Source organism: Methylobrevis pamukkalensis, assembly GCF_001720135.1.
Taxonomy (GTDB): domain Bacteria; phylum Pseudomonadota; class Alphaproteobacteria; order Rhizobiales; family Pleomorphomonadaceae; genus Methylobrevis; species Methylobrevis pamukkalensis.
On sequence record NZ_MCRJ01000026.1, the window covers coordinates 20,146 to 37,057 of the forward strand.

Here is a 16,912-nt window from a genome sequence, read left to right on the forward strand (position 1 = left end):
TCCGGATGCCCATCGATCGGATCGGGTACCGGCGACTGTCGGCAAAGCCAGACAAGAGGGGATATCCGGATGAAACGGTCACTGCTTTCGCTGGTCGGGCTCGCGGCACTCGTCTCCACCTCGCTCACGCCCGTCATGGCCGAGGAGGTCACCATCGGCGCCGAGGCGCCGCTGTCGGGACCGCAGGCGCTGTTCGGCGTCACCTGGCACAACGGCATCAAGATGTATTTCGACGAGGTCAACGCCAAGGGCGGCGTCAACGGCAAGACCTTCGTGCTCGAGCAGCTCGACGACAAGGCCGACCCGCGCGAGGGCACGCTCGTCGCCCAGAAGCTCTGCGACGACGACAACGTGAAGGCGGCGATCGGCCCCTTCAACAGCGGCGTCGCCCAAGCCTCGCTGTCGATCTACGGCGAGTGCGGCATGCCGCAGCTGGTGTTCGGCTCCAATCCGGCGCTGACCACCCAGGGCTTCACCCATCTGTTCCGTCCGGTGGCCAACGACTTCGCGCAGGGCGGCCTGCCGGCGAAATACGCCTTCGAGACGCTGAAGGCGACCAAGGCCGCCGTCATCCACGACAAGCAGGTGTTCGGCCAGGGCGTCGCGACGATCTTCACCAGGGATTTCGAGGGCTTCGGCGGCACGGTCGTCTCGTCCTCGGCCGTCAATCCGACCGACGTCGACTTCACCGCCCTGATCACTCAGCTGAAGTCGCAGTCGCCGGAGGTGATCTACCTCGGCGCCGTGATGCCGCAGTTGGCGCTGTTCGCCAAGCAGATGAAGGAGCAGGGCCTCGAGGCCAAGCTGATCGTGCCGGACGGCGGCTACACGCCCGATCTGGCCGCCCAGGCCGGCAAGGACGCCGCCCAGGGCGTGGTCGTCTCCTTCCAGGTGCCGCCGATGGACGCCTCCGAGCCGCTCAAGGCCTTTGCGGCCGCCTACAAGGCGAAGTTCGGCGAGGACGTCGGTCCCTACTCGGTCTACGGCTACGTGATCGGCCAGATCGCGGTCGAGGCCGTCGCCAAGGCGGCGTCCACCGAGCGTGAGGACATCATCGAGGCGCTGCGCACGATCAAGATCGACACCGCCGTCGGTCCGATCGAGTTCACCGAGACCGGCGACCTGAAGGTCGCGCCGGTGTTCCTCTATGCCGTCGATGGCGACGGCTTCAAGCTGGTCGCCTCCAGCGAGTGACCGCCCGGCGGAAACGCCGATCGCCGGGTGCATGCCGTTCCGTCTCTCCCGCGGACGGCGTGCACCCGGCCTTCTTCCTCCGTTGTGGGCCAGGGCATGACAGGGATCATCATCCAGCAGATCTTCAACGCGCTGACCATCGGCGCGATCTATGCGATGATCGCGCTGGGCTATACGATGGTCTACGGCGTGCTGAGGCTGATCAATTTCGTGCATGGCGACCTGTTCATGCTCGGCGCCTACGTCGCGCTCGCCGGCTTCGTGCTGCTCGCCCCCGGCGGCGGCCTCGTCTGGGCGCTCGCCGCGGCCCTGATCGCGATCGCGGTGTTCATGGTCGTCGGCGGGGTCGGCGTCGCCATCGAGCGCACCGCCTACAAGCCGCTGCGCAATTCCAACCGTCTGGCGCCGATGCTGAGCTCGCTCGGCCTGTCGCTCGCGCTGCAGACCGCCGTGCAGATCACGATGGGCCCGCAGCCGATCGCCTTCCAGAGCCTGTTTCCGGCCATCCCCCTCGATTTCCTCGGCGCGCGCATCACCACGGTGCAGATCGGCATCGTCGTCGCCGCGTTGCTGCTGATGGTCGGGCTGAAGCTGTTCATCGCCCGCAGCCGGCTCGGCGTCGTCGTCCGGGCGGTGTCGGAGAACCGGCGCACCGCCCAGCTTCTCGGCGTCGACGTCGACAAGGCGATCAGCACGATCTTCTTCATCGGCCCCGGCCTCGGCGCGCTCGGCGGCGTGCTGTTTGCCAGTTACTACGGGGTGATGATGCCGACCATGGGCATCATCATCGGCCTCAAGGCCTTCACCGCGGCGATCCTCGGCGGCATCGGCTCGATCACCGGCGCGGTCGTCGGCGGCTTTCTGCTCGCCTTCTTCGAGGTGTTCGGCACCGCCATGCTGCCGATCCTCACCAACGGATGGCTCGGCACCGAATACCGGGACATCTTCGCCTTCCTGATGCTGATCCTCGTCCTGCTGTTCCGCCCCGCCGGCCTGTTCGGCGAGCAGACCTCCGAGGAATCGATGGTGATGAAGAGGGACTTCTGATGGCCGGACCTTCCACAGACGGCGCCCGCGCTCCGGGAAGCACCGCAGAGAGCGCCCCCGAAAATGCCATGGTGCGCAATGCCCTGCGGGCCGGGCTCCTGCTCGTCGTCATCACGCTCGTCCTCGTGCCGTTCCAGTCGACCTATGCGGTCCGCGTCGCCGACAGCATCCTGATCTACGTGCTGCTCGGCATCGGCCTCAACATCGTCGTCGGCTACACCGGCCTGCTCGACCTCGGCTTCGTCGCCTTCTACGCGGTCGGCGCCTACACCTATGCGCTGCTGGCAAGCCCCCAGCTCGGCCTGCACCTGCCGTTCCTGGTGATCCTGCCGATCGCGGTGATCCTCGGCGGCCTTGCCGGCATCCTGCTCGGCTTTCCGGTGCTGCGCCTGCGCGGCGACTATCTTGCCATCGTCACCCTCGGCTTCGGCGAGATCATCCGCGTCCTCATCAACAACGCCGACACCGTCACCAACGGTCCGCGCGGCGTGATGCGGATCGACCGGATCGATGTGGCCGGCTTCACCATCTCGCGGCCGATCGACTTCTACTGGCTGCTGCTGGTGACGGTCGCGATCGTCGCCGTGATCGCCTTCCGGCTGGAAAAGTCGATCCTCGGCAAGGGCTGGGCGGCGATCCGCGAAGACCAGGACGCGGCGCGCGGCATCGGCATCGACACCACGAAGGCCAAGCTTGCCGCCTTTGCCATCAGCGCGATGATCGGCTCGCTCGCCGGCGTCATCTTCGCCGCGTTCCAGCGCTTCGTGAGCCCCGAGAGCTTCTCGCTGCAGGAATCGATCCTGATCGTGCTGATCATCGTCATCGGCGGCGTCGGCAACATCCTCGGTGTCTTCGTCGGCGCCACGGTGCTGCTGCTGCTGCCGGAAATCCTGCGCGACTATGCCGAACTGCGCATGCTGCTGCTCGGCCTGCTGATGGCGGTGCTGATCGTGCTGCGTCCGCAGGGGCTCGTGCCGCGCAGCTTCGGACCCGACCGCCTGCTTGCCGCCCTGAGGCGCCGATGACCCTCGAACTCAGCCATCTCTTCAAGCGCTACGGCCAGCTCGTCACCATCGACGACCTCACCGCCACCTTCGAGCCCGGCCTCGTCTACGGCCTGATCGGCCCGAACGGCGCCGGCAAGTCGACGATCGTCAACCTCATCGCCGGCTCCTATGCGCTCTCCGGCGGCGAGATCCGCCTCGACGGCCGGCGGCTCGACGGCATGGCCAAGCATGCGATCGCCAATGCCGGCATCGCCCGCACCTACCAGAACATCCGCCTCTTCGACCAGATGTCGGTGATCGGCAACCTCGAGGTCTGCTTCTATCCGCAGGCGTGGGCGGCACCTGGCGCGAGGTGTTCTGGCCGCCGGCAGCACGGGCAAGGGCCGAGGCGCGCCGGGCGCACTGCATGGCGCTGCTGGAGGAATTCGGCCTCGCCCATCTGGCCGATGCCGACGCCGAAAGCCTGTCCTACGGCCGCCAGCGCATGCTGGAGATCGCCCGCGCGCTGGTGACCAGTCCGCGCGTGCTGCTGCTCGACGAGCCGGCCGCCGGCCTCAACCACGGCGAGACCGCCGAACTGATGCGGCGCCTTGAAAAGCTGCGCTCGCCCGACCGGATCATGATCGTCGTCGAGCACGACATGGACCTGGTGATGTCGCTCTGCGACCGCATCGTCGTCCTTCACCACGGCCAGCTTCTCGGCATGGGCACGCCCGCCGAGATCCAGGCCGATCCCGCCGTCCAGGCCGCCTACCTCGGAACCGCCGATGACCTCGACGCCATCCGCACCCTTGCTCAGCATCGCCGGTCTGGCAGCGGGCTACGGTCGCAAGCAGATCCTGTCTGGCATTGACCTCGAGGTCAGGGCCGGCGAAATCGTGGTCGTGCTCGGCGCCAACGGGGCCGGCAAGACGACGCTGCTGAACGCGGTCTCCGGCATGTGCCGGATCAACGCCGGCCGCATCACCTTCAAGGGCACCGACATCACCGCCATGCGGCCCGACCGCATCGCCGCCGCCGGCCTCAGCCACTGTCCGGAAGGCCGGCAGATCTTCCAGCGCCTGACGGTCGAGGAGAATCTGGTCGTTGCCCACGTCGGTCGCGGCGGCAAGAGCTTCGAGACATTGCGGGAAGAGGCCTTCGCGCTGTTTCCGATCCTCAGGGAACGGCGCAACAGCGCAGCCAGCCGGCTGTCCGGCGGCCAGCAGCAGATGCTGGCGATCGGCCGCGCGCTGATGGCCGAGCCCGATCTCGTCATGCTGGACGAGCCGTCGCTGGGCCTCGCGCCCAAGCTCATCACCCAGATCTTCCAGATCGTGCTCGACCTTGCCGCCGCCGGCATCTCGATCCTGCTCGTCGAGCAGAATGTCCGCCTCGCGCTCGAACTCGGCGACTACGGCTACGCGCTGGAATCGGGACGGTTGCGGGTGGAGGGGGGCGCCCAGAAGCTTGCCGCCGATCCGCGCCTTGCCGAGGTCTATCTGGCCGGCGGCGACAAGGGGGCGGTGCATGCGTAACGTCGACATCGACACGCCGCACCTCTGGCGCCAGACCGCGCGGGCGATCCCGGCAACCCGCCCGGCGCTGGCCGGCGAGGTGACGGCGGATGTGGCGATCGTCGGTGGCGGCTTCAGCGCCCTCTCCTCTGCGATCGCCGCCTCCGAGGCAGGGCTGAAGGTCGCCGTTCTGGAGCGCGACTACATCGGCTCCGGCGCCTCGGGGCGCAACAACGGCCTGGTGCTCTCCCATCACTCCAAGGCGACGACCGGCGAGGTCGAGGGCGTGCTCGGCCAGACGCGCGGGGCCGCCTACAATGGCCTCGTCGCCGGGGCGCCGGGCGTCGTCTTCGACCTCGTCGACCGCTACGGCATCGACTGCGACCTCGTCCGCGAGGGCTGGATCCAGCCGGCGCATTCGGAGAAGACCACGGCGCGCGCCCGCGCCTTCCACGACGGCTGGAAGGCGTTCGGCGCCGAGGTCGAGTGGCTGGACCGCGCGGCCGTCACCGCGCGCCTTGGCGCGCCGGGCTACGTTGCCGGCTGGTGGACGAAGAACGCCGGCCACATCAATCCCTTCGCCCTCGTGCAGGGCTATGCCCGCGCCGCCGAAAGCCTCGGCGCCGTGGTGTTCGAAGGCTCCGGTGTCACCGCGATCCGCCCCGAGGGCACGCGCTGGCGGGTGGACACGGCCGGCGGGTCTGTCGTGGCCCGCGAGGTCGTGGTGGCCACCAACGCGCTGACGGGCGCCTTCTGGCCGAAGCTTCAGGAGGCGATGATCCCGGTCAAGGTGTTCCAGGCCGCGACCGCGCCCGTGCCGCCGGATCTGCGCGAGACGATCCTCGTCGGCAATCCGGCCGTCTCCGACATGCGCCGCGACATCCGCGCCTTCCACTATGACGCCGCCGGCCGGATCGTCACCGGCGGCACCCACACGCTGTGGCACGACGCGGCCCGCCGCGGCATGGCCAGGACCGCGCCGATGGTCGCCGAGACCTTCCCGGCCCTCAGGGGCATCGGCATGGAGCACTACTGGGAGGGCATCCTCGCCGTGGTGCCGGACCGTCTGCCGCGCCTGATGCGGCTGGCGCCGGGCGTCACCTTCCTCGGCGTCTATTCGGGACGCGGCGTCGCGCTGTCCACCGCCCTCGGCCGCACCTTCGGCGCCTTCCTTGCCGGCAACCGCGACGAGGCCGGCCTGCCGGTGCCGCTGACCGACCTGCGCGTCGTGCCGAGCCACGGCATCGCGGTCCGGGTCGCCAGCTACATCCACCCGCTGCACCGCCTGCAGGATCGCCTGCCGTAGCAGCCTTCCGGAGGACACGACGATGACCGACGCCGCCCCAGAGACGCCCGCCCCAGCAACCCATGCAGTCGGGGACTTCCTGATCCTCGGCCCGGACGAGGGCGAGAACCACTGGCAGCCGGTGCCGGCCAACGGTCACATCTCGGTCCGCGTCGCGCCGAAGCTCGTCAACATGGAGCATCCCGTCGGCCTCGGCACCCAGACGGTGCGCCCGGCTGCTACGTCCGCGAACATGCCCATGACCGCAACGAGGAGGTGATCCACGTCATCTCCGGAACCGGCAAGGCGGTGATCGACGGCACGGAGCACCGCATGGTGCCGGGCACGACGATCTTCCTCGGCAAGAACCGGGTGCACATGTTCATCAACGACGGCGAGGTGGACCTTCACTGGGTCTGGCTGATCGTGCCCAACGGGCTGGAAGACTTCTTCGAGGCGATCGGCCGGCCGAAGTCGCCTGGCGAGCCGGCGCCCGCGCCCTTCGCCCGCCCGGCCGACGTGCTGGAGATCGAGCGGCGCACCGTGTTCGCCGCCCCGCCGGCCGGAGGCGGGCGCAAGCCCTGACATCCAAATGCGGATCGCGGTGCGCGACGGGATCGTCCTGCATGTGGAGAGCGACGGCGACGGGCCGGCGCTGGTGCTCGCCGCCGGGCTTGGCGGATCGGCGGCCTTCTGGGATCCGCTGGTGCCGCGGCTGGCGTCGCGGTTCCGGCTGATCCGCTTCGACCATCGCGGCGTCGGCCGCAGCGACCGGCCCGCGACGGGCCATTCGATCGCCCGGCTGTCCGCCGACGTCACCGACATTCTCGACGCGCTGGGCATCGACCGGGCCGATTTCGTGGGTCACTCCACGGGCGGCGCGATCGGGCAGGAACTGGCGCTCACCGCGCCGGATCGCCTCCGCCGGCTCGTGCTGTCGGGAACCTGGGCGCGGGCCGACGCCCGCTTCCGCCTGCTGTTCGAAACCCGCATCGCGGTGCTGGAGGCGCTCGGCCCCCGCGCCCATCAGGGCCTCGCCCTGCTGCTGGGCAGCGGCGCCGATTGGTCGCCCGCACGGGAGGCCGAGGTCGCCGGTGCGCTCGACATCGCCGACAGCATGGCGCCGCTTGATGCCGCAATCCTCGGCCAGCGGATGCGGATGCTGCTCGATTTCGACCGGCTGGACGACCTGCCGACGGTCTCCATGCCGACGCTGGTCGTCTCGGCCGAGGACGACATGATCGTCTCGGCCGTGCAGGGCAGGGCAATCGCCGACGCGATTCCCGGGGCGCGCTTCGCGCTGCAGGCCGGTGGCCATTTCTTCCCGCGCGTCGATCCGCATGGGTTTTGCTGGCTCGTGACGGCCTTTCTGGAGGAGCACCCGTGAGCGGCGTTGCGCTGATCGGCTTCGGCGCCATCGGCCGGGCGCTGGCCATTGCGCTCACTGGTGACACCGCCATCTCGATGGCCGGCGTGTTGCTCAGGACCGGATCGGACAGCCGCGATCAGGTGCCGGGCGGGCTGCCCGTCGTCGAGGACACGGCCGGCCTGATCGCGCTGGCGCCCTCGGTGGTGATCGAATGCGCGGGCCATGCGGCGGCGACGCTCCACGTGCCGGATGTGCTCCGGGCCGGCATCGACGTGATCCTTGCCTCGTCTGGCGTGCTCGCCGACCCGCAGGCCGCCGCCGAGTTCGAGGACGCAGCCCGGGCCGGCGGCGCCCGCCTCATCCTCACACCCGGCGCGGTCGGCGGTCTCGACGTTCTGGCCGCCGCCCGCCTCGGCGGACTCGACCGGGTCGTCTACACCGGCGTCAAACCGCCCGCCGCCTGGCGCGGCACGCCGGCGGAAAGCCTCGTCGATCTCGACCGACTCACGAATGCGCACGAGATCTTCCGCGGCTCGGCGCGGATGGCGGCCGCGACCTATCCGAAGAACGCCAACGTCGCAGCCTCGGTCGCGCTCGCCGGCCTCGGCTTCGAGGCGACCGAGGTTCGCCTCGTCGCCAATCCCGCCACCACCACCAACCGCCACCGCATCGAGGCCTCCGGCCGCTTCGGCCGTTTCGCGATCGACCTCGACAACGCGCCACTGCCCGGCAACCCGAAGTCGTCGGCGCTGACGGCGCTGGCGATCGAACGCCTGGTGCGGACGCGCTTTGCGGCGGTGGTCGTCTGAAGGCTCACCGCCCGGCGAATGGAAAAGGCCCGGCAGGTGCTTCCCGCCGGGCCTTTCGTGTCTTGTGACCGTGATCCGGCACTGAGCGCCTCGACCCCCGCAATCGCCGAACTCACCTCTTCAGGTGTCATCCCCGGCGAGCGAAGCGAGGGAAGGGGATCCAGAAATCAAACATGAATTCAATAGGTTACCTCTGGATTCCCTTCCCCGCGGCGCTGCGCGCCACGGCCGGGAATGACAACCAACCAGATGCCTGACCGGCTCAGCCGTTGGTCATGGCCAGCCGGCGGTCGACGTAGTCGCCGCAATAGTCGATCAGCTCCTCGATCCGGTCGTCGAAGAAGTGGTTGGCGCCGGCCATCGTCTTCTGTTCGATGACGATGCCCTTCTGCGTCTTCAGCTTGTCGACGAGGGTCTGCACGTCCTTCATCGGCGCGACCTTGTCGGCGTCCCCGTGGATGATCAGGCCCGAGGACGGGCAGGGGGCGAGGAACGAGAAGTCGTGGAGATTGGCCGGCGGGGCGACCGAGATGAAGCCCTCGATCTCCGGCCGGCGCATCAGCAGCTGCATGCCGATCCAGGCGCCGAAGGAGAAGCCCGCCACCCAGCAGGAGCGCGCATCCGGATGGATGGTCTGCACCCAGTCGAGCGCCGAGGCCGCATCGGACAGCTCGCCGGCGCCGTGGTCGAAGGCGCCCTGGCTGCGGCCGACGCCGCGGAAATTGAAGCGCAGCACGGCAAAGCCGCGTGCCTTGAACATGTAGAACAGCTGATAGGCGATCGCGTTGTTCATCGTGCCCCCGAACTGGGGATGCGGATGAAGGATCATGGCGATCGGGGCGTTGCGTTCCTTGGCCGACTGGAAACGGCCCTCGATCCGACCGGCGGGACCGTTGAAAATCACTTCGGGCATGGGGCTGAGTCTACCTTGTCACTCGCTCTCGCGGCAGCCCTGCTCCCGGGAACTACGTAGTCTCACCTTGACTCGAAGCCCCGTGCTGCCTACAAGATTTTTAGAATAATTCGAAACTGGAAGCCTTCGCACCAAGGGGCGAGGGTCGTTCGGTTTCGCTCCGGCTCTCATCGCTGGTCCGCGACATGGCGTCTCCGGCGTGCCGGCGTCAAGAAAAATCCGACATCCGTTCGGGTGAATTCGAGCGCCGTTCATTCGTCGGGCGAAAGTAGCTTGATTTCGCCCGGTTCCGTTGCCGGACGCTCTCGGCGAACGATCGGAGGACTGGAAGGGTGACGGTGGCCGAACGCATCTATCTCGATCACAACGCCGGCGCGCCGCTGCTCGATGCAGCCCGCGACGCGATGATCGATGCGCTCGCGCACCCGGGCAACGCCTCCTCCGTCCATGGCGAGGGCCGCGAATCGCGCCGCCGGATCGAAACCGCCCGCCGCGCCGTCGCCGACCTCGTGGGCGCTTCGCCGCGCGCCGTGACCTTCACCTCCGGCGGCACCGAAGCCGCCGTGACGGTGCTCACCCCCCAGTGGTTCCTCAACGGTCGCCCGCTGCACCTCGACCGCCTGCTGGTCTCGGCCATCGAGCATCCCTGCGTCCTGAAGGGCGGCCGGTTTCCCGCCGACCGCATCGAGATCCTGCCGGTGGATGCCGACGGTCTCGTCGATCTTGAGGCGCTGGACCGGCGCCTTGCCGATCTCGCCGCCGCCGGCGAGCGGCCGCTGGTGTCGGTGATGCTCGCCAACAACGAGACCGGCGTGATCCAGCCGATCGCCCAGATCGCGCGCCGCGTCCACGCCGTCTCGGGCCTTCTTCACAGCGACGCCGTGCAGGCCGCCGGCCGCATGGCGATCGATCTCGCCACCCTCGGCGCCGACGTGATCACCCTGTCGGCCCACAAGATCGGCGGCCCGCAGCGCGGGTGCGGTCGTGCGGGCGAGCGACATGCTGTCCTTCACCCCGCTCGTCACCGGCGGCGGGCAGGAGGGGCATGGCCGCTCGGGGACGGAGAATGTCGCGGCGATCGCCGGCTTCGGCGCTGCAGCCCGGGTGGCGCTGGCTTGCATGGGCGACTGGCGCCGCGTCGAGCATCTGCGTGACCGGCTTCAGGCCGGCATGCTCGCGGCGGCGCCGGCCTCAAGGGTCGTCTCGGCCGGCGCCCCGCGCCTCGCCAACACCCTCTGCCTTGCCGTTCCCGGACTCGATGCCGAGATGACGGTGATCGCCCTTGATCTTGCGGGAATAGCTGTTTCGTCGGGGTCCGCCTGCTCGTCGGGCAAGGTGGGACCCTCCCATGTCCTTGCCGGGATGGGCCTCGATGCCGATATGGCAAGGAGAGTCTGCGCGTGAGCCTCGGGCTCCAGACGCGCGACGACGAGATCGAGCGCCTGCTTTCCGAATGGCGGCGCCTGTCCGCCGATCTGCCTTCCCGAGTTTTGCCGGCCGTATGTCCGGCGGAGGAACCGACTGGCGGCGCCCGCGCCGCGTGACCACAGACCTGATCAAATCCCGCGGTCCTTGAAACCGCCCCGGATGGAGTAACAAGATGCCTGCTGTCCAGGAAACGATCGATACCGTTTCCGCCCTCGACGTCGACAAGTACAAGTACGGCTTCGAGACCTTCATCGAGTCCGAGCTGGCGCCGAAGGGCCTCAACGAGGATATCGTCCGCTACATCTCGGCGAAGAAGGGCGAGCCGCAATGGCTGCTCGACTGGCGGCTTGAAGCCTACCGTCGCTGGCTCACGATGATCGAGCCGACGTGGGCCCGCGTCGATTATCCGAAGATCGACTTCCAGGATCTCCACTACTATGCCGCGCCGAAGAAGACCGCCGGGCCGAAGAGCCTCGACGAGGTCGACCCGGAGCTGCTGGCGACCTATGCCAAGCTCGGCATCCCGTTGCGCGAGCAGGAAATCCTCGCTGGCGTGGTCAAGGACAGCGGCGTCGACGAGAACGGCGACGCGGTCGAGCCGCGCCGGCCCGTGGCCGTCGATGCGGTGTTCGATTCCGTGTCGGTGGTCACCACCTTCAAGGCCGAGCTTGCCAAGCACGGCGTGATCTTCTGCTCGATCTCCGAGGCGGTGCGCGAGCATCCCGAGCTGGTGAAGCAGTATCTGGGCTCGGTCGTCCCGACGTCGGACAATTTCTACGCGACGCTGAACGCGGCGGTCTTCTCGGACGGCTCCTTCGTCTACATCCCCAAGGGCGTGCGCTGCCCGATGGAGCTGTCGACCTATTTCCGGATCAACGAGAAGAACACCGGCCAGTTCGAGCGTACGCTGGTGATCGCCGACGAGGGGTCCTACGTCTCCTATCTGGAAGGCTGCACCGCGCCGAGCCGCGACGAGAACCAGCTTCACGCGGCGGTCGTTGAACTCGTCGCCCTCAAGGACGCCGAGATCAAATACTCGACGGTCCAGAACTGGTATCCGGGCGACAAGGACGGCAAGGGCGGCATCTACAACTTCGTGACCAAGCGCGGCGACTGCCGCGGCGACAACGCGAAGATCTCGTGGACGCAGGTCGAGACCGGTTCGGCCATCACCTGGAAATACCCGAGCTGCATCCTGCGCGGCGACAATTCGGTCGGCGAATTCTACTCGATCGCCATCTCGAACGGCCGCCAGCAGGTCGACAGCGGCACCAAGATGATCCATCTCGGCAAGAACACCCGCTCGCGGATCATCTCCAAGGGCATCTCGGCCGGGCGCTCGAACAACACCTACCGCGGCCTCGTCTCGGCGAACCGCCGGGCCACCAACGCGCGCAACTTCACCCAGTGCGACAGCCTGCTGATCGGCGAGCACTGCGGCGCACACACGGTGCCCTACATCGAGAGCCGCAATGCCACCGCGGTGTTCGAGCACGAGGCGACCACCTCGAAGATCTCGGACGACCAGATGTTCTACTGCACCTCCCGCGGACTGTCCGAGGAGGAGGCGGTGGCCCTGATCGTCAACGGCTTCGTGAAGGACGTTCTCCAGCACCTGCCGATGGAATTCATGGTCGAGACCCAGAAGCTGATCGGCATCAGCCTGGAGGGGAGCGTCGGCTGATGAACGAGAAGGTCGAGCACCTGATCCTCGAACATCTGCGGGCGATGCGGGCCGACATGGCCCGCATGTCCGACCGGATGGACACGATGGCCGCCGAGATGACCGCCCTGCGGCATCATCTCGCGGGGGTCGTGTCGCTGCAGGATCACGACCACGTCGACATTGCGGCGATGAAGGTCAGGCTCGATCGCATCGAGACACGGCTGGACCTGGTCGACTGAGACGGATGCGGGGCGTGGGCGGCAGTGTCGTCCACCTCGTCATGGTCCGCAAAGGCGGAGCATCCACGAATTCCCTCTCTCGATCACCGGTTCGGCCACAGCAAGCAAACGTCGAGGATGGTCCGCCTGCGCGGACCATGACGATGAAACGAAATGCACAAGCCCGTCTCCGCCGCGCGCGTCGAGACCACTGAACGGAAAGAAGACCATGCTCGAGATCAAGAACCTGCATGCCCGCATCGCCGAAGACGGCACCGAGATCCTGAAGGGCGTCGACCTCGTCGTGAAGCCCGGCGAGGTCCATGCCATCATGGGCCCGAACGGCTCCGGCAAGTCGACCCTGTCCTATGTCCTGTCGGGCAAGGACGACTATGAGGTCACCGAAGGCGACATCCTGTTCAACGGCGAGTCGATCCTGGAGATGGGGCCGGACGAGCGCGCGGCGGCGGGCTTCTTCCTCGCCTTCCAGTATCCGATCGAGATCCCGGGCGTCGCCACCATGACCTTCCTGAAGGCGGCCCTCAACGCCCAGCGCAAGGCGCGCGGCGAGGGCGAGATCTCGACGCCGGACTTCATGCGCCTCGTCAAGGAGACCTCGGGCCGGCTCAACATCTCGCCCGAGATGCTGAAGCGCCCGCTCAACGTCGGCTTTTCCGGCGGTGAGAAGAAGCGCAACGAGATCATGCAGATGGCGCTGCTCCAGCCCCAGCTCTGCATCCTCGACGAGACCGATTCCGGTCTCGACATCGACGCGCTGAAGGTGGTCTCGGACGGCGTGAACGCCCTGCGGTCGCCGGAGCGCTCCTTCATCGTCATCACCCACTACCAGCGCCTGCTCGATCACATCGTGCCGGACGTGGTGCATGTGCTGTCCAAGGGCCGCATCGTGAAGACCGGCGGGCCGGAACTCGCCCTCGAGCTCGAGAAGAACGGCTACGCGACTTCGTCGACGCCGAAGCCGCGTGAGGGATGTCATGAACGCCGAACCGATCCGCATGCGCACGGCCGCCGAGGAGGGCTTTTCCAGCCTCTTCGACGCCAGCCTCGATACGCTTCCCGGCACCGATGCCGTCAAGGACGCGCGCCGCCAGGCGATCGCCCTCGTCAAGGGCGACGGACTTCCGCACCGCCGCGTCGAGGCCTTCCACTACACCGACCTTCGGGCGCTGATCCGCTCGGTGCCGCCGCTCGCCCACATGGCGGAGAACGCGGTCGCCGCGCCGCTGGCCGGCCGCGGCATCCTCGCCGGCTTCACCAACGGCCGCCTGACACGCGTGCCGGAGACCGCCGAAGGCGTGTCCTTCGTCAGCCTCACCGAGACCATGGCGATGGCGACGGACTTCGCCGGGCCGGACGTCGCCGGGCTTGCGGATACGGTTGTCGCCCTCAACGCGGCCTTCGTGACCGACGGCGCCCGCTTCGTCATCTCGGCGACGGCGGCCGAGGACACGGTGATCGAACTTCAGTCCGTCACCGTCGACGCCAGCCAGACCCACCTTGCCCACCGGGTGATCGTGGAGCCGGGCGCCAGCGTGACGATCGTCGACCGCCAGAGCGGCCCGTCGCTCTGCGACTACCTGTCGACCGGATCGCTGGAGATCGACGTCGGTGCCGGTGCGTCCGTCACCCTCGTGCGCCTTCAGGAAGAGGGCGACACGGCCACCCGCCTCGACCGCCTGGCGGTGACGATCGGCGAGGGCGCGAAATTCGCGCTCCATTCCGTCGCGGTCGGCGCAAAGCTGTGGCGCAGCGAGATCCGCGTCACCATCACCGGCGACGACGTGGAAGCGATGCTCCACGGCGCCAGCCTGCTCAAGGAGCGCCAGCACGGCGACGTCACGCTGTTCGTCGACCACGGGTCGCTGCGCAGCACCTCGAAGGAGACCTTCAAGGCGGTGGCGACCGACGAGGCGCGGGCGGTGTTCCAGGGCAAGATCCTGGTGCGTCCCGGCGCGCAGAAGACCGACGGCAAGATGATGTCGAACGGGCTGCTGCTGTCGGAGAAGGCCGATTTCCTGACCAAGCCGGAACTGGAAATCTTCGCCGACGACGTCGCCTGCGGCCACGGCGCCACCTGCGGCGACATCGACGAGACGCACCTGTTCTACCTCATGGCCCGCGGCATCCCGCGCCTTCAGGCCGAGCAGCTGCTGGTCGCCGCCTTCGTGGAAGAGGTGTTCGACGATGTCGCTGACGAGACGCTGAAGGCCGCGCTGGAAGCGCGGGTCGATGCGTGGCTTCGGGCGCGCGCCAACGCGTAAGGGGTGCGTTCGGGGGGAAGGCTCTGCCGGGAGACCCTGGCGGCCTCCCGCCGGCAGACCGTGACTTGGAAAGACCGAAACCATGGACGCTCTCGCAGCCGCCTATGACGTCGAGACAATCCGCAAGGATTTTCCGATCCTCTCGAAGACCGTCTACGGCAAGCCGCTGGTTTATCTGGACAACGGCGCCTCGGCCCAGAAGCCGAAGGCCGTGCTCGACCGGATCATGACCGCCTACACCGACGAATACGCCAACGTGCACCGCGGGCTGCACTTCCTGTCGAACGCGGCGACCGACGCCTACGAGGAGGCGCGCGAGATCGTGCGCGGCTTCCTCAACGCGGGCAGTGTCGACGAGATCATCTTCACGCGCTCCTCCACCGAGGCGATCAACCTCGTGGCGGCGTCCTATGGCGGGATGGTGCTGGGGGAGGGCGACGAGATCATCCTCTCCATCCTCGAGCATCACTCCAACATCGTGCCGTGGGACTTCCACAGGAAGCACAAGGGCGCGGTGATCAAGTGGGCGCCGATCGCCGAAGACGGGACCTTCCTGCTCGACGAGTTCGAGAAGCTGATCACGCCGAAGACCAAGATGGTCGCGATCACCCACATGTCCAACGTCACGGGCACGGTGGTGCCCGTGAAGGACGTGATCCGCATCGCCCATGCCCACGGCGTCAAGGTGCTGGTCGACGGCAGCCAGAGCGCGGTGCATCTGCCGGTGGACGTGCGCGCGCTCGATGCCGACTTCTACGTCTTCACCGGCCACAAGGTCTACGGACCGACCGGCATCGGTGTGCTCTACGCCAAGACCGCCCTGCTGGAGGCGATGCCGCCGTGGATGGGCGGCGGCGAGATGATTGCCGACGTCACCGAGGATTTCGTCACCTACAACGACCCGCCGCACCGCTTCGAGGCGGGCACGCCGCCGATCGTGCAGGCGATCGGCCTTGGCGCCGCGCTGCGCTACATGGAGGGGATCGGCCGCGAGGCGATCCTCGCCCACGAACTCTCGCTGCGCGACTATGCGCACGAACGGCTCGGCGCGCTGAACTCGCTGCGGATCTTCGGCACGACGAAGGACAAGGGCTCGATCGTCTCCTTCGAGATGAAGGGCGCCCATGCCCACGACGTCGCCACCGTGATCGACCGGCAGGGCATCGCGGTGCGGGCCGGCACCCACTGCGCCCAGCCGCTGATGGCCCGCTTCGGCGTGACGTCCACCTGCCGGGCCTCCTTCGGGCTCTACAACACGACGGCCGAGATCGACGCGCTGGCCGAGGCGCTCGAAAAGGCACGGAGACTGTTCGAATGACCAATCCCGACACCGAAACCGCCGCGCCGAGCGCGCTGCCGCCCGAGGAGGTCGACCGGCTGACGGACGACATCATCGCTGCGCTGAAGACCGTTTACGACCCGGAAATTCCGTCCGACATCTACGAGCTCGGCCTGATCTACCGGATCGACATCGACGACAGCCGCAACGTCGCCATCGACATGACGCTGACGGCGCCGGGCTGCCCGGTGGCCGGCGAGATGCCGGGCTGGGTGGAGAATGCGGTCGGCGCCGTTGCCGGCGTCGGCGACGTGAAGGTGCGGATGGTGTTCGATCCGCCGTGGTCGCAGGACATGATGTCCGAGGAAGCGCAGGTCGCGCTCAACATGTATTGAGTTGCGTTGTCCGGCGATGAACCCCATCTTCGGACGGTGACAAACGGCACGAACGGTCGTGCCCGGCCTTGAACCGGGCGGCGGACGGAAGGGTCAGGACATGACGGCAAGACGCAAACTGAGCGTGATGACGATCTCGGACCGGGCTGCAGAGCGGGTTCGGGAAATCGTCGAGGATTCGGACGAGGGCGTGATCGGCATCCGTGTCGGCGTGCGCAACGGCGGCTGCGCCGGCATGTCCTACACCATGGACAAGGTCAGCGTGCCCGACCCCGCCGACGAGCGGGTCGAGGACAAGGGCGTGACCGTGTTCGTCGAGCCGAAGGCGGTGCTGTTCCTGCTCGGCACCGAAATGGATTTCGAGACCTCGCAACTGCGCTCGGGCTTCACCTTCCACAACCCCAACCAGGTCTCGGCCTGCGGCTGCGGCGAGTCGGTCAATCTCAAGGCCGCTGTGGCTGGGTAGGGCTGAAGCGGTTTGGTAGTTCGGCGGTATCCCCCTCATCCGCCCTTCGGGCACCTTC

The 16,912-nt window shown here is 67.8% G+C and carries 18 protein-coding genes and 2 pseudogenes; 19 read left to right on the forward strand and 1 reads right to left on the reverse strand.

Translation table 11 applies throughout. The features are described from left to right. Nucleotides 1-69 precede the first annotated feature (69 nt). The 11 genes from A6302_RS06385 (at nt 70) to A6302_RS06425 (ending at nt 8,207) form a co-directional block, all read left to right on the forward strand. On the forward strand, nt 70-1,194 hold the full coding sequence (locus A6302_RS06385) for a branched-chain amino acid ABC transporter substrate-binding protein (RefSeq protein WP_083255569.1): 1,125 nt from the start codon (nt 70-72) through the stop codon (nt 1,192-1,194). Between the two features lie 96 nt (nt 1,195-1,290). Then, nucleotides 1,291-2,241: a branched-chain amino acid ABC transporter permease gene (locus A6302_RS06390; protein ID WP_069306356.1), complete on the forward strand. Its 951-nt coding sequence runs from the start codon at nt 1,291-1,293 to the stop codon at nt 2,239-2,241. 68 nt (nt 2,242-2,309) lie between these two features. Further along, nucleotides 2,310-3,266, forward strand: coding sequence for a branched-chain amino acid ABC transporter permease (locus A6302_RS06395; RefSeq protein WP_069306341.1), 957 nt, complete (start codon nt 2,310-2,312; stop codon nt 3,264-3,266). Then, a complete protein-coding gene (locus A6302_RS24220; RefSeq protein ID WP_280938888.1) occupies nt 3,263-3,760 on the forward strand; it encodes an ATP-binding cassette domain-containing protein in 498 nt (165 codons plus the stop codon). The genes A6302_RS06395 and A6302_RS24220 overlap by 4 nt, the downstream gene beginning before the upstream one ends. Beyond that, nucleotides 3,655-4,101, forward strand: coding sequence for an ABC transporter ATP-binding protein C-terminal domain-containing protein (locus A6302_RS25205; protein WP_280938893.1), 447 nt, complete (start codon nt 3,655-3,657; stop codon nt 4,099-4,101). Before A6302_RS24220 ends, A6302_RS25205 begins: the two co-directional genes overlap by 106 nt. Next, nucleotides 4,040-4,765, forward strand: a complete 726-nt coding sequence (locus tag A6302_RS06405) for an ABC transporter ATP-binding protein (protein WP_069306342.1) — start codon at nt 4,040-4,042, stop codon at nt 4,763-4,765. Before A6302_RS25205 ends, A6302_RS06405 begins: the two co-directional genes overlap by 62 nt. Continuing rightward, on the forward strand, nt 4,758-6,050 hold the full coding sequence (locus A6302_RS06410; protein ID WP_069306343.1) for an NAD(P)/FAD-dependent oxidoreductase: 1,293 nt from the start codon (nt 4,758-4,760) through the stop codon (nt 6,048-6,050). Before A6302_RS06405 ends, A6302_RS06410 begins: the two co-directional genes overlap by 8 nt. A gap of 22 nt (nt 6,051-6,072) precedes the next feature. Then, nucleotides 6,073-6,309 carry a hypothetical protein gene (locus A6302_RS24230; RefSeq protein ID WP_245293948.1) on the forward strand — a complete coding sequence of 79 codons (237 nt, stop codon included), beginning with the start codon at nt 6,073-6,075 and terminating at the stop codon, nt 6,307-6,309. Continuing rightward, the gene (locus A6302_RS24235) at nt 6,306-6,614 is read left to right on the forward strand and encodes a cupin domain-containing protein (RefSeq protein WP_245293949.1); all 309 of its coding nucleotides are present in this window, start codon (nt 6,306-6,308) and stop codon (nt 6,612-6,614) included. The genes A6302_RS24230 and A6302_RS24235 overlap by 4 nt, the downstream gene beginning before the upstream one ends. Nucleotides 6,615-6,633: 19 nt before the next feature. Further along, nucleotides 6,634-7,416, forward strand: coding sequence for an alpha/beta fold hydrolase (locus A6302_RS06420; RefSeq protein ID WP_169833513.1), 783 nt, complete (start codon nt 6,634-6,636; stop codon nt 7,414-7,416). Next, nucleotides 7,413-8,207: an aspartate dehydrogenase gene (locus A6302_RS06425; RefSeq protein WP_210183275.1), complete on the forward strand. Its 795-nt coding sequence runs from the start codon at nt 7,413-7,415 to the stop codon at nt 8,205-8,207. Before A6302_RS06420 ends, A6302_RS06425 begins: the two co-directional genes overlap by 4 nt. Nucleotides 8,208-8,469: 262 nt before the next feature. On the opposite strand, the gene A6302_RS06430 is transcribed toward A6302_RS06425, so the two are convergent. Continuing rightward, entirely contained in the window at nt 8,470-9,120 is a 651-nt protein-coding gene (locus A6302_RS06430) for an alpha/beta hydrolase (protein ID WP_069306345.1), read from the reverse strand. A gap of 338 nt (nt 9,121-9,458) precedes the next feature. Here A6302_RS06430 and A6302_RS06435 point away from each other — a divergent pair. The 8 genes and pseudogenes from A6302_RS06435 to sufA all read left to right on the forward strand — a co-directional run bounded on the left by A6302_RS06435 (nt 9,459) and on the right by sufA (nt 16,854). Continuing rightward, nucleotides 9,459-10,664 (forward strand): annotated as a pseudogene (locus tag A6302_RS06435) (cysteine desulfurase family protein). Between the two features lie 56 nt (nt 10,665-10,720). Further along, nucleotides 10,721-12,232 (forward strand): Fe-S cluster assembly protein SufB, encoded by a 1,512-nt coding sequence (gene sufB / locus A6302_RS06445; protein WP_069306348.1) that lies wholly within the window; start codon nt 10,721-10,723, stop codon nt 12,230-12,232. Further along, a complete protein-coding gene (locus A6302_RS06450) occupies nt 12,232-12,453 on the forward strand; it encodes a hypothetical protein (RefSeq protein ID WP_069306349.1) in 222 nt (73 codons plus the stop codon). The genes sufB and A6302_RS06450 overlap by 1 nt, the downstream gene beginning before the upstream one ends. A 208-nt stretch (nt 12,454-12,661) precedes the next feature. Next, nucleotides 12,662-13,393, forward strand: a pseudogene (sufC, locus tag A6302_RS21140) (Fe-S cluster assembly ATPase SufC); the annotation flags it as partial. Between the two features lie 34 nt (nt 13,394-13,427). After that, entirely contained in the window at nt 13,428-14,714 is a 1,287-nt protein-coding gene (gene sufD / locus A6302_RS06460; RefSeq protein WP_069306351.1) for a Fe-S cluster assembly protein SufD, read from the forward strand. Between the two features lie 82 nt (nt 14,715-14,796). Beyond that, complete coding sequence (locus A6302_RS06465; RefSeq protein ID WP_069306352.1) at nt 14,797-16,032, forward strand: cysteine desulfurase; 1,236 nt, start codon at nt 14,797-14,799, stop codon at nt 16,030-16,032. After that, on the forward strand, nt 16,029-16,388 hold the full coding sequence (locus A6302_RS06470) for an SUF system Fe-S cluster assembly protein (RefSeq protein ID WP_069306353.1): 360 nt from the start codon (nt 16,029-16,031) through the stop codon (nt 16,386-16,388). The genes A6302_RS06465 and A6302_RS06470 overlap by 4 nt, the downstream gene beginning before the upstream one ends. A gap of 100 nt (nt 16,389-16,488) precedes the next feature. Continuing rightward, on the forward strand, nt 16,489-16,854 hold the full coding sequence (sufA, locus tag A6302_RS06475) for a Fe-S cluster assembly scaffold SufA (RefSeq protein ID WP_069306354.1): 366 nt from the start codon (nt 16,489-16,491) through the stop codon (nt 16,852-16,854). Nucleotides 16,855-16,912 lie beyond the last annotated feature (58 nt).